This window comes from Pseudomonas extremaustralis (genome assembly GCF_900102035.1).
GTDB classification, from domain to species: Bacteria; Pseudomonadota; Gammaproteobacteria; order Pseudomonadales; family Pseudomonadaceae; genus Aquipseudomonas; species Aquipseudomonas extremaustralis.
On sequence record NZ_LT629689.1, the window covers coordinates 5612610 to 5624330 of the forward strand.

Here is an 11721-nt window from a genome sequence, read left to right on the forward strand (position 1 = left end):
GCCCAGCGCGGCCCCGTTTTTCCAGGAGAAGGCCATGTTCACCGGCATTATCGAATCCATCGGCAGCATCCGTGCCATGACCCCCAAGGGCGGCGACGTGCGCCTGCTGGTCGACACCGGCAAGCTCGACCTCGGCGACGTCAAGCTGGGCGACAGCATCGCCGTCAGCGGCGTGTGCCTGACCGTCGTCGACTTGCCGGGCAATGGCTTTGCCGCCGATGTCAGCCGGGAAACCCTGGACTGCACCGCGATGAGCGACCTCAAGGCCGGCAGCCCGGTCAACCTGGAAAAAGCCCTGACCCCCACCACCCGCCTGGGCGGTCATCTGGTCAGCGGTCACGTCGACGGTGTCGGCGAAGTGGTGTCGCGCAGCGAAAACGCGCGTGCCGTGGAATTCCGCATCCGCGCGCCCAAAGAGCTGGCCAAGTACATCGCCCACAAAGGCTCGATCACCGTCGATGGCACCAGCCTGACCGTGAACGCCGTCAATGGCGCCGAATTCGCGTTGACCATCATTCCCCACACCCTGAGCGAAACGATCATGGCCTCCTACCAGCCAGGTCGCCGGGTGAACCTGGAAGTCGACTTGCTTGCCCGTTACCTGGAGCGCCTGTTGCTGGGCGACAAGGCCGCAGAGCCTGCGCCCGGTAACATCACCGAAAGTTTTCTGGCCGCTAACGGCTACCTGAAATCCTGACCAAGGGGGTGCCCTGTGGCGCTCAATAGCATCGAAGAACTGGTTGAAGATATCCGCCAAGGCAAGATGGTCATCCTGATGGATGACGAAGACCGCGAAAACGAAGGCGACATCATCATGGCCGCCGAGATGTGCAAGGCCGAGCACATCAACTTCATGGCCAAGCACGCCCGTGGGCTGATCTGCATGCCCATGAGCCGCGAGCGCTGCGAATTGCTCAAGCTGCCTTTGATGTCGCCGCGCAATGGCTCGGGTTTCGGCACCAAGTTCACCGTTTCGATCGAAGCGACCACCGGCGTCACCACCGGTATCTCCGCCGCCGACCGCGCGCGCACCGTGCAAGCCGCCGCCGCCAAGGACGCCAAGGCTGAAGATATCGTCAGCCCGGGCCATATCTTCCCGCTGATGGCCCAGCCGGGCGGCACCCTGGCCCGCGCCGGCCACACCGAAGCCGCCTGCGACCTGGCGCGCATGGCCGGTTTCGAGCCGAGCGGCGTGATCTGCGAAGTGATGAACGATGACGGCACCATGGCCCGTCGTAGCGAACTCGAAACCTTTGCCGCCGAACACAACCTCAAGATCGGCACCATCGCCGACCTGATTCACTACCGCATGATCCACGAACGTACCGTTCAGCGGATTGCCGAGCAGCCGCTGGACAGCGAACTGGGCCAATTCAACCTGGTGACCTACCGTGATTCGGTGGAAGGCGACGTGCACATGGCGCTGACCCTGGGCACTATCTGTGCCGACGAACCGACCCTGGTGCGCGTGCACAACATGGACCCACTGCGCGACCTGCTGATGGTCAAGCAACCGGGCCGCTGGAGCCTGCGCGCCGCCATGGCTGCGGTTTCCGCGGCCGGCAGCGGCGTGGTGCTGTTGCTGGGCAACCCGGTGGATGGCGACGTATTGCTCGCGCATATTCGCGAATCCGCCGAGAACACCCAGGTCAAAACGCCGACCACCTACAGCATCGTCGGCGCCGGTTCGCAGATCCTGCGCGACCTCGGTGTACGCAAAATGCGCCTGATGAGTGCACCGATGAAATTTAATGCGATATCCGGTTTCGACCTGGAAGTTGTAGAATACGTGCCCTCCGAATAAAGGCCGGCGATTCCTGCCCCCTTGTTCGCGGTTAAATCATCACTGAGGGACGCACTTTTCGCGTCCCGGCTCTTTAAGAGATTTGTCGAATGACCCTGAAGACCATCGAAGGTACCTTCATCGCCCCCAAAGGCCGCTATGCCCTGGTGGTTGGCCGCTTCAACAGCTTCGTGGTTGAAAGCCTGGTAAGCGGTGCCGTGGACGCCCTGGTTCGCCACGGTGTGAGCGAGAGCGACATCACCATCATCCGTGCCCCTGGCGCCTTCGAAATTCCACTGGTTGCGCAAAAAGTTGCCCAGCAGGGTGAATACGCGGCGATCATCGCCCTGGGCGCGGTCATTCGTGGCGGTACTCCGCACTTCGAATACGTGGCCGGCGAATGCACCAAGGGCCTGGCCCAGGTGTCCATGGAGTTCGGCGTACCGGTTGCGTTCGGCGTGCTGACCGTGGATTCCATCGAGCAAGCCATCGAACGTTCCGGCACCAAGGCCGGTAACAAAGGTGCCGAAGCTGCCCTCTCCGCCCTGGAAATGGTCAGCCTGCTGGCGCAGTTGGAGGCCAAGTGATTTCCGACGAGAGCGATCGTTTCAACCCCCGCGACCCGCGCCCTGCAGACGCGGGCAAGCCGTCCAAGAGCGTCAAGCGTCGCGAAGCGCGTCAGCTTGCGACCCAGGCGCTGTATCAGTGGCACATGGCGAAAACCTCGCTGAACGAAATCGAAGCGCAATTTCGCGTCGACAACGATTTCAGCGACGTCGATGCCAGCTACTTCCACGACATCCTGCACGGCGTCCCGGCCCACAAGACCGAGATCGACATCGCGCTGGCACCCTGCCTGGACCTGACCCTCGAAGAGCTGGACCCGGTTGAACTGGCCGTACTGCGCCTGTCCACCTGGGAACTGCTCAAGCGCGTCGACGTGCCGTACCGCGTGGTGATCAACGAAGGCATCGAACTGGCGAAAGTCTACGGTTCGACCGACGGCCACAAGTTCGTCAACGGCGTGCTCGACAAGCTGGCCCCGCGCCTGCGCGAAGCCGAAGTGAAGGAACACAAGCGCTGATCCGCGCTTGAGTTCCCGATGGGCGAGTTTGAGCTGATCCGCAAATACTTCGCCGCCGCGCCCTGTGCGCAGGGCGGCGAAGGCATCGCCCTGGGGATCGGCGACGACTGCGCCTTGCTGGCGCTCCCCGCCGGGGAGCAGTTGGCGATCTCCACCGATACCCTGGTGGCCGGCGTGCATTTTGCCGACCCCTGCGATCCGTTCCTGCTCGGCCAGCGCTCGCTGGCCGTGGCGGTGAGCGACCTGGCGGCCATGGGCGCCAACCCCCTCGCGTTTACCCTTGCCCTGACCACGCCGACGGTCGATGCCGACTGGCTGCAACGCTATGCCCAGGGTTTGAACGCCATGGCGCAAAACTGCGGCGTGGGATTGGTGGGCGGCGACACTACGCGTGGGCCGCTGAGCCTGACCATGACCGTGTTTGGCCGTGTACCGGCCGGACAGGCGTTGACGCGCGGTGGCGCACGGCCGGGGGACCTGCTGTGTGTCGGTGGCGAACTGGGCAACGCCGCCGGGGCTTTGCCGCTGGTATTGGGGCAATGCACTGCCGACGCGACCATCGCCCATCCGCTGCTGGCCCATTACTGGTCGCCGCAGCCGCAACTGGCCTTGGGCCTGGCGCTTCGGAGCAAGGCCACTGCGGCGATGGATATTTCCGATGGGCTTTTGGCCGATTGCGGGCATATCGCCAAGGCATCGGCTGTCCGCCTGCTGATCGAGCGCGAGAAGCTGCCGTTGTCCGAGGCGCTGCTGGCGTTTGTCGGCGAGGACGACGCGCGGGTGGCCGCCTTGAGTGGCGGCGACGACTACGTGCTGGTGTTTACCTTGCCGCCTGTCGAATTGGCACCCTTGCTGGCCGCAGGCTGGCCGATCCATGTGATCGGCCGGGTCGAGGCGGGGCAGGGCGTAACCCTGCTCGACAGCCATGGAGAGGACATCACCCCGGCTGTTCATGGCTATCAACATTTCCGCGAGACGCCCTGACCTGCATAGAACCAGGAAGAAGGCCAATCGAACCGATTGATCTTTGTCAGCGATAATTCAGCTTAAGCGTCCGTTGGAACCTGCTGTTACAATGGCCGCCTTTGTAAAAACTGAAATCAGGAGCACCCGGTGCCCGTCGTTTTCGTTGCTGCTTCCAAGCTGCCTACCCCTTTCGCCACGTTCACCATGCATGGCTTTCTCGAAGAAGCTAACGGGCGCGAGCACGTTGTGCTCAGCCTGGGCGATATCGCTGATGGCGCGCCGGTGCTTGGCCGCATCCACTCCGAGTGCCTGACCGGCGATGCGCTGTTCAGTCAGCGCTGCGACTGCGGTTCGCAACTGGAAGCCGCCATGCAGGCCATCGCCCGTGAAGGCCGTGGCGTGCTGCTGTATCTGCGCCAGGAAGGCCGTGGCATCGGCCTGCTGAACAAGATCCGCGCCTACGAGCTGCAGGATGGCGGCGCCGATACCGTCGAAGCCAACGAGCGCCTGGGTTTCGCCGCCGACCAGCGCGACTATGGCATCTGCCTGCCGATGCTGCAGCACCTGGGGGTCAAATCCCTGCGCCTGATGACCAACAACCCGCGCAAGGTCAAAGCCTTGACCGAGATGGGCATCACCGTGGCCGAGCGTGTGCCGCTGCACACCGGGCACAACCCGCATAACAAACTCTACCTGGCCACCAAGGCCAGCAAGCTCGACCACATGATGGGCAACGAGCACCAGGGCGAGGTCGACCGCGCGTGACCCGTGGCCAGGTGAAACGGCGACTGTCCTTCAATTGGTGGCAGTACCTGGCCTTGGCGCTGCTCCCGCTGTTCGTGATCAACCTGGTGTTTGGCCAGGCCGAACCCTTGCTGCCGGTGCTGGCCATGCCGTTCTTTATCGCCGGCGTGGCCTCGATGTTCCTCAGCCTGCGGTATTTCCATGGCTATAAGCACGCGCTGATCGCTACTTCAAAAGCCCTCGACACCCCTGAAGAACCGGCGGCCTGGATCACCCTGGCGGCCCGTCGACGCACGGCGTTGCTGGTGGCTGCCGTGCCGGCGTGGATCGGTGCGCTGGCGGTGTTCGTCGGTCTGGAAGCCGTGCCGCTGTGCTTGCTGGCGCTGTCGACCCTGGTGCTGTTTTACCTCTACCGCATCCCGCGTCAGTTGGGATGAAGCGTCGCTGGCTGGCGCTCCTGCTGCTGGCGTACTGCGCCCAGGCCCTGGCGGTCGGGCGGGTGGTCAGCCTGGCGCCGTCGCTGTCTGAAATGGTGGTCGAACTGGGCGCTGCCGACCTGCTGGTGGGTGTGCTCGATGGCGGTGAGCGCCCGGCGGCGTTGGCCCAGGTGGCGTCGGTGGGGCATTACGGCCAACTGGACATGGAGCGTCTGCTCAGCCTCAACCCCGACCTGATCCTGCTCTGGCCCGGCAGCGTCGGCCCCGCCCAGCGCGAGCAGCTGCAGCGCTTGAATATCCCGGTGTACGTCGCCGAACCCCACAGCCTTGAACAGCTCACCACCCAGGTGCAGGCCATCGCCGAGCAATTGGGGCGTGCCGATGCCGGCCGGCAATTGGCCGCGCAGTTGCGCCAGCGCCTGGCCGACCTGCGCCAGCGCTATCGACGTGCCGAGCCGTTGCGAGTGTTTTACCAGGTGTGGAACCAGCCGCTGTACACCGTGGGTGGCGGGCAGATCATCAGTGATGCGTTGACGGTATGCGGTGCACGCAATGTGTTCGACGACCTGAATCTGCCCGCGCCGCAGGTCAGTATCGAATCGGTATTGCAGCGTAATCCCCAGATGATCCTGGTGGGGGATCAGGCTCAGTTGCAGGCTTGGAAGGCTTGGCCCTCGATGGCTGCGCGGGTGCGCCTGGTGCCGGATAAGGGCCTGGAGCGGCCCAGCGGGCAAATGCTCGAAGCCGTGGCGCGGTTATGTGAAGTGATTCAGCCCTTGTAGGAGCGAGCTTGCTCGCGAAAATCGCAAGAACGCCGCGCTCGTCCGGAATGCCCGCGTTATCGTTCACCCTCTTCGCGAGCAAGCTCGCTCCTACGGGGTCCAGGTGATGCCGAGCATCCAGGTGCGGCCTTCTTCGCGATAGTCCTGGTTGTTCAGGAAGTCCGGGTCGTTGTAGCTGTAGCGGGCCCGCGCATACGTCTTGTCCAGCAGGTTGTCGACCTTCAGCGACAGCGACACTTCACGCGTCACCGCCCAACTGCTGCGCAGCCCGAGCAAGGCATAGCCACCCAGGCGTTGGGCGTTGTCTTCATCGTCATAGCTGTTGCTGATCGCCTGCCAGCTCGCACCAAGTGCGAATTGATCGAATTGTCGATCCAGGTCCAGGCTCAACGTGCGCCTCGCCCGGCGGGCCAGGGTATGGCCGCTGTCGCGGTCGCGCGGGTCGATGATTGAAAGCCCCAGGTTGCCTTGCCAGCCAAACAGCTCCTGCTTGAGCGCCGCTTCAAACCCATTGATTCGCGCGGACGCCACGTTCTGCGGCTTGCCACTGCGGTCGAGGATGATCGCGTCGTTCAAATCGGTGCGGTACAGCGAAGCTTCCAGGCGCGTGCTGTCGCTCAGTTGGCTGCGCCATTGCAGCTCGTAGCTCTTGGAGGTTTCGGGCTGCAGATTGGGGTTGCTGTACTTCGTGTCCGGGTAATAGAGATCGTTGAAGGTCGGCGCGCGAAAGCCTTCGCTGTAGGTCAGCAGCACATCGTTATCGGGATTGATCGGCACGGTGAGGGTGCCGCTCCAGCTGTTCTGGCCGCCAAACTGTTGGTTCTGGTCATGGCGCAGGCCCAGTTCGGTGGAAAACCATTCGCTGTGGAAACGATGCTGGATAAACGCGGCGCGGTTCCAGCGGCTGTTTTCGGTGAAGGTAGTGGAGCCGTGGAAGCGGTCTTCGTACCAGTCGCCGCCGAGGATCAGGCTGTTGCGGTCATTCAGGGTCAGGTCGTTCTGCCAGTTGAGCGAGTCGCGGTAAGTGTTGAACACGCTGAAGTCATCGCTGAGGGTGTCGCGCTTGGTATCGAGGTTCTCGCTGTGGCCCAGCTCCAGGCGCGATTGCCAGCCTTCGCTGAGGCGGGCGTCGACGTAGCCGCTGGCGCTGCTGACGGTGTAGTCGGTGTAGGGTTTCTGGCCGACGGTCTGCCCGGTGGCGACGACGTAGCGACCGAAGCTGTTGTCGTACTCCGACTTGCCGCGACTATCCAACAGGTTGAATCCCACCTCCAGCGCGTCGCTGAACGAATGGCTGAGGTTCAGGCTGACGGACTGGTTGCGGTAGGCATCGTGGTCGCCATCGCTGGGGAACGAGGTGCGTGTCGAATTGATGCCGGCGGTTTCATCCAGGCTCGCGCCCAGGTTGAAGCGCGTGTGTTGATCGCCGCCGGAGAGGCCAAGGCTGCGCTCCCAAGTCTGGTGGCTGCCGAAGCCGAGCTTCAGGCGCGGCTGCAGGCCCTGTTCGGCGTTGCGTCGGGTAAAGACCTGGATCACCCCGCCGATCGCATCGCTGCCGTAGATCACCGAGCGCGAGCCGCGCAGCACTTCCACCCGTTCGATCTGGTCGACGTTGAGGTATTGCAGGCCGCTGTCGCCGGAGGTGGTGTTGGCGATGCGTTGGCCATCCACCAGCACCAGGCTTTGTGCGGATTTGGTGCCGCGAATATAGATCCCGGGCAAGCTGCCACGACCGCCGGTGGGCACGACTTGCACGCCGGGCACACGGCTTAGCAGGTCGGTGAGGCTGGTGGGTTGCAGGCGGTCGATGTCGTCGCGGGTAAACACGGTGTTGGCGGCGCTGCTGTCATTGCGCGCCTGGACCTGGCGGTTGGCACTGATGACCACATCGGGGAGTTTCAGCGCGGCGTCGCGGGAGTCGGCGAGCAGGTGGGGGGTTGGCAGAAGCAGCAAGGGCAGGGCAAGGCGAAGGTGATTCATAGAGCTGTCCATAGCTTTTTGTAGGAGCGAGCTTGCTCGCGAAAAACGTCAACGATAACGCGTGCATCCTGGATGTACGCGTTGCCTGTGAGGTCTTCGCGAGCAAGCTTGCTCCTACAGAAGTCTCGGGGGTTATAAGCCCAGTAGGGTCATGCGTTCGCGAACCGACGCCTCAATGCCCGCCTCGTCGAGCCCGCACTCCGCGAGCATCTGCGCTGGCTTGGCATGTTCGACGTACACATCCGGCAAGCCCAGGTGCAGCACCGACTTGAGGATGTTCTCCCGCGCCAGGAACTCGCTGACTGCCGCACCGGCGCCGCCCATGATGGCGTTTTCTTCGACCGTCACCAGCAACTCATGGCGGGCGGCGATCTCGCGCACCAGCGCTTCGTCCAGCGGTTTGACAAAACGCATGTCGACCACGGTGGCGTCGATCTTCTCGGCGACTTTCAGCGCTTCGGCCAGTTGCACGCCGAACACCAGGAACGCCGTCTTGCTGCCTTGGCGCCGCACGATGCCCTTGCCGATCTCGATCGGTGCCAGGTCTTTTTCGATCACCGCGTTCGGGCCGTTGCCACGTGGGTAGCGCACGGCGGCCGGGCCGTTGTACAGGTGTCCGGTGCTGAGCATCTTGCGCAGTTCGTTTTCGTCGCTGGGGGTCATCACCAGCATGCCGGGGATGCAGCGCAGGTACGACAGGTCGAAGCTGCCGGCGTGGGTCGGGCCGTCTTCGCCCACCAGGCCGGCGCGGTCGATGGCGAACAATACGTCGAGGTTCTGCACCGCGACGTCATGCACCAACTGGTCATAAGCCCGTTGCAGGAAGGTGGAATAGATCGCGACGACCGGTTTGGCGCCTTCGCAGGCCATGCCGGCGGCGAACGTCACCGCGTGCTGCTCAGCGATGGCGACGTCGAAGTAGCGCAGGGGGAAACGTTCGCTGAACGCCACCAGGTCCGAGCCTTCCTTCATCGCCGGGGTAATGCCCACCAGGCGCGGGTCGGCGGCGGCCATGTCGCACAGCCATTCGCCGAACACGCCGGAATACTTCGGCCCGCTGGCCTTTTTCGGCGCGGCGGGGGCGTCCAGGGGTTCGAGCTTGGTGATCGCGTGGTAACCGATCGGGTCGACTTCCGCCGGGGCGAAGCCTTTGCCTTTCTTGGTGACGATATGCAGGAACTGCGGGCCCTTGAGGTCACGCATGTTGCGCAGCGTGGCGATCAGGGTCGGCAGGTCGTGGCCGTCGATCGGGCCGATGTAGTTCCAGCCCAGCTCTTCGAACAGCGTGCCGGGTACCAGCATGCCCTTGGCATATTCTTCGGTGCGGCGGGCTATTTCCCACGCGCCAGGCAGACGCGACAGCACTTTCTTGCTGCCTTCGCGCATGCTGGCGTAGGTACGGCTGGAGAGGATTTTTGCCAGGTAATTCGACAGGCCACCGACATTGCGCGAGATCGACATGTCGTTGTCGTTGAGGATCACCAGCATGTTGGCGTCCACTTCCGGCGCATGGTTCAGCGCTTCGAAGGCCATGCCTGCGGTCAGCGCGCCATCACCGATCACCGCAATCGCCTTGCGATCGCTGCCTTGCAGGCGGGAGGCAATCGCCATACCCAGCGCGGCACTGATCGAGGTGCTGGAGTGGCCGACGCCAAAGGTGTCGTACTCGCTCTCGGAGCGACGCGGAAAGGCGGCGATACCGCCCTTCTGGCGCAGGGTGCTCATGCGCTCACGACGGCCAGTGAGGATTTTATGCGGATACGCCTGATGGCCCACGTCCCACACCAGCCGGTCGTCCGGGGTGTCGAACACGTAATGCAGCGCGATGGTCAGCTCGATGACGCCCAGGCCGGCACCGAAATGCCCACCGGTCTGGCCGACCGTGTAGAGCAATTCCAGGCGCAATTCATCGGCCAGGGTTTCCAGCTCGGCTTCACCCAGACGACGCAGGCCGTCCGGCGTGGCAGCACGGTCGAGCAGAGGCGTGGACGGGCGTTTGCGGGGAATCTCTTGAAACGTCGTGGGCATCAGGCGAATCGTTATAGGTAAAGAAGAGGCGGCAGTTTACCTCAAGCATCGCAAACTGCCCACGCAGAGCGCCGAACTTGGCTGATATGCGGCTGCAATGGCCGCGGTTATCAGTGGCGGCGTTCGACGATATACCGCGCGAGGTCCCGCAATGGCTCGGCCGCTGCGTCGAAAGGTCGCAGGGCGGCCAGGGCCTGGTCGCGTAGTTCAATGGCATATGCCTTGGCCGCCGCAAGCCCGAGCAGCGCCGGATACGTCGGCTTGTCCCGTGCGATATCGGCACCTTGGCGCTTGCCTAGGGTGGCGGTGTCACTTTCCACATCGAGAATGTCGTCCTGCACCTGGAACGCCAGGCCGATGGCCAATGCGTAAGTCTTCAGCGCCGCCAATTGAGTGGCCTCGGCACGTCCGCTGGCCAGGGCGCCCAGGTGAACGGCGGCTTCGATCAAGGCGCCGGTCTTGTGGCGGTGCATGTATTCTAGCGCGTGTCGATCAAGCTTCTGGCCCACCGAGCCGAGGTCGATGGCCTGACCGCCGACCATGCCGGCCGGCCCCGCAGCCACGGCCAGGGCGGTGACCATGCGCAAACGGATCTCGGCATTGACGCTGCTCAGCGCCGGGTCCAGCAAGGCGCTGAACGCCAGGCTTTGCAGGCCATCGCCGGCGAGGATCGCGCAGGCTTCATCAAAGGCTTTATGGGTGGTGGGCTGGCCGCGGCGCAAATCATCGTCGTCCATTGCCGGCAAATCGTCATGCACCAGGGAATAGGCGTGGATCAACTCCACCGCGCACGCCGCACCGTTGGCCTGCTCGGCCGGCGCGCCCAGGGCTTCGCAGGCCGCATAGGCCAGCAGCGGGCGCACGCGCTTGCCGCCATTCATTACGCTGTAGCGCATGGCTTCGTAAAGACGCTTGAGTTCGGGGCTTGGCGCAACAAACAAGGGTTCCAATGCCGCATTGACCCGGGCTTGGCTACTGGCCTGATACGCATCGATCATTCGGGCTGTTCCGCATCGAAAGGTTCTTCGGCCAACTCCCCGTCACGCTCCAGCAACACCTGCACCTTCTGCTCCGCCTGCGCCAACGCGCTCTGGCAATCACGGGTCAGGCCGATGCCTTGCTCAAACGCCGTCAGCGAGTCTTCCAGCGACAACTCGCCGTTCTCCAGACGCTCGACCAGGGTTTGCAGGTCGGCGAGGGATTGTTCGAAATCGAGTGCAACTTTTTTGCGGGCCATGGCGGCTATTCCGGTAGACGGTAAACCGGCGCGACACTAGCAGACATGGGGGATGGGGGCAAATGAGCGGGGGCGTCACTTGCCCGCTGTGTTGACCTGATATCGCGTGCTGCGGCCGCCTGCGGGGAGGCGGATCAGGCAGTTCTGAGCATATGTATTGGTTCATTCCCCCCTCAATGCTCGACGTTGGACGCCTGCGCGGCGACCGGCGCTTGCGCCGCTGAGAACGGCAAGTGATGCCAATTCAATAGGTGAGCGAGATGGTGGAGTCCCTGGTACGTGAGGCGGTTGTGCTTCGGGTTCGGCTCAGGAGCCAGTCGGGTGGTTGGTGTTTTCAGTTGCTCTGGTGATATGAAGTTTTGACTTAGATCTTCTGGGCGCTATAGCTACCAGCAATCACTTGAAAAATGACCTCTCCGCCATTGCTCGCTGTAAAGCAGTAGCTTTTTCCCGTTTCACTGGGGTCGAGTCTAGTGGCCTCTTGTGAAAGGCTTGAGTTTTCTTCCTCGTACATATCGCATATTTCAGATCCGACGGCGCCTATCCCTTGAAAGGCAACTAGATCGTTGAATGTGATCTCCCAAGATGCTTCTTGCCAGTCTGTGAACTCCATAATCAATGTGTTTCGGTTACAAGTTACTTTTTCAATTGTTCCATCAGAAACGGGGAAGGTCGTCATG

13 protein-coding genes are annotated in these 11721 nt (G+C 62.9%); 8 read left to right on the forward strand and 5 right to left on the reverse strand.

Annotated elements, in window-relative coordinates; translation table 11 throughout:
• Positions 1 to 34: 34 nt before the first annotated feature.
• From BLR63_RS25920 to BLR63_RS25955, 8 genes are all read left to right on the forward strand, one after another.
• Complete coding sequence (locus tag BLR63_RS25920) at positions 35 to 697, forward strand: riboflavin synthase (protein ID WP_010566827.1); 663 nt, start codon at positions 35 to 37, stop codon at positions 695 to 697.
• A 15-nt stretch (positions 698 to 712) separates the two neighbouring features.
• The gene (gene ribBA / locus BLR63_RS25925; protein ID WP_010566826.1) at positions 713 to 1804 is read left to right on the forward strand and encodes a bifunctional 3,4-dihydroxy-2-butanone-4-phosphate synthase/GTP cyclohydrolase II; all 1092 of its coding nucleotides are present in this window, start codon (positions 713 to 715) and stop codon (positions 1802 to 1804) included.
• An 89-nt stretch (positions 1805 to 1893) separates the two neighbouring features.
• Complete coding sequence (ribH, locus tag BLR63_RS25930; protein ID WP_003209986.1) at positions 1894 to 2370, forward strand: 6,7-dimethyl-8-ribityllumazine synthase; 477 nt, start codon at positions 1894 to 1896, stop codon at positions 2368 to 2370.
• Positions 2367 to 2867, forward strand: coding sequence for a transcription antitermination factor NusB (gene nusB, locus BLR63_RS25935; protein WP_010566825.1), 501 nt, complete (start codon positions 2367 to 2369; stop codon positions 2865 to 2867). The genes ribH and nusB overlap by 4 nt, the downstream gene beginning before the upstream one ends.
• Before the next feature lie 18 nt (positions 2868 to 2885).
• A complete protein-coding gene (gene thiL, locus BLR63_RS25940; RefSeq protein WP_010566824.1) occupies positions 2886 to 3851 on the forward strand; it encodes a thiamine-phosphate kinase in 966 nt (321 codons plus the stop codon).
• Positions 3852 to 3980: 129 nt separating this feature from the next.
• Complete coding sequence (gene ribA, locus BLR63_RS25945) at positions 3981 to 4598, forward strand: GTP cyclohydrolase II (RefSeq protein WP_010566823.1); 618 nt, start codon at positions 3981 to 3983, stop codon at positions 4596 to 4598.
• Positions 4595 to 5014, forward strand: a complete 420-nt coding sequence (locus BLR63_RS25950; RefSeq protein ID WP_010566822.1) for a nuclear FMR1 interacting 1 family protein — start codon at positions 4595 to 4597, stop codon at positions 5012 to 5014. Before ribA ends, BLR63_RS25950 begins: the two co-directional genes overlap by 4 nt.
• Positions 5011 to 5796 (forward strand): cobalamin-binding protein, encoded by a 786-nt coding sequence (locus tag BLR63_RS25955; protein ID WP_010566821.1) that lies wholly within the window; start codon positions 5011 to 5013, stop codon positions 5794 to 5796. Before BLR63_RS25950 ends, BLR63_RS25955 begins: the two co-directional genes overlap by 4 nt.
• A 90-nt stretch (positions 5797 to 5886) precedes the next feature.
• On the opposite strand, the gene BLR63_RS25960 is transcribed toward BLR63_RS25955, so the two are convergent.
• The 5 genes from BLR63_RS25960 to BLR63_RS25980 form a co-directional block, all read right to left on the reverse strand.
• The gene (locus BLR63_RS25960; RefSeq protein ID WP_010566820.1) at positions 5887 to 7776 is read right to left on the reverse strand and encodes a TonB-dependent receptor domain-containing protein; all 1890 of its coding nucleotides are present in this window, start codon (positions 7774 to 7776) and stop codon (positions 5887 to 5889) included.
• A 132-nt stretch (positions 7777 to 7908) separates the two neighbouring features.
• A complete protein-coding gene (gene dxs, locus BLR63_RS25965) occupies positions 7909 to 9804 on the reverse strand; it encodes a 1-deoxy-D-xylulose-5-phosphate synthase (protein WP_010566819.1) in 1896 nt (631 codons plus the stop codon).
• Positions 9805 to 9914: 110 nt separating this feature from the next.
• Complete coding sequence (gene ispA / locus BLR63_RS25970) at positions 9915 to 10802, reverse strand: (2E,6E)-farnesyl diphosphate synthase (RefSeq protein ID WP_010566818.1); 888 nt, start codon at positions 10800 to 10802, stop codon at positions 9915 to 9917.
• Positions 10799 to 11041, reverse strand: a complete 243-nt coding sequence (locus BLR63_RS25975) for an exodeoxyribonuclease VII small subunit (RefSeq protein WP_003176346.1) — start codon at positions 11039 to 11041, stop codon at positions 10799 to 10801. Before BLR63_RS25975 ends, ispA begins: the two co-directional genes overlap by 4 nt.
• Before the next feature lie 364 nt (positions 11042 to 11405).
• Positions 11406 to 11720: a hypothetical protein gene (locus BLR63_RS25980; RefSeq protein WP_010566817.1), complete on the reverse strand. Its 315-nt coding sequence runs from the start codon at positions 11718 to 11720 to the stop codon at positions 11406 to 11408.
• Position 11721 lies beyond the last annotated feature (1 nt).

Coding starts and splice junctions, on each gene's coding strand:
- BLR63_RS25920 (WP_010566827.1), top strand. CDS start 35: ATGTTCACCGGCATTATCGAATCCATCGGCAGCATCCGTGCCATGACC.
- ribH (WP_003209986.1), top strand. CDS start 1,894: ATGACCCTGAAGACCATCGAAGGTACCTTCATCGCCCCCAAAGGCCGC.
- thiL (WP_010566824.1), top strand. CDS start 2,886: ATGGGCGAGTTTGAGCTGATCCGCAAATACTTCGCCGCCGCGCCCTGT.
- BLR63_RS25955 (WP_010566821.1), top strand. CDS start 5,011: ATGAAGCGTCGCTGGCTGGCGCTCCTGCTGCTGGCGTACTGCGCCCAG.
- BLR63_RS25960 (WP_010566820.1), bottom strand. CDS start 7,776: ATGAATCACCTTCGCCTTGCCCTGCCCTTGCTGCTTCTGCCAACCCCC.
- dxs (WP_010566819.1), bottom strand. CDS start 9,804: ATGCCCACGACGTTTCAAGAGATTCCCCGCAAACGCCCGTCCACGCCT.
- ispA (WP_010566818.1), bottom strand. CDS start 10,802: ATGATCGATGCGTATCAGGCCAGTAGCCAAGCCCGGGTCAATGCGGCA.
- BLR63_RS25975 (WP_003176346.1), bottom strand. CDS start 11,041: ATGGCCCGCAAAAAAGTTGCACTCGATTTCGAACAATCCCTCGCCGAC.
- BLR63_RS25980 (WP_010566817.1), bottom strand. CDS start 11,720: ATGACGACCTTCCCCGTTTCTGATGGAACAATTGAAAAAGTAACTTGT.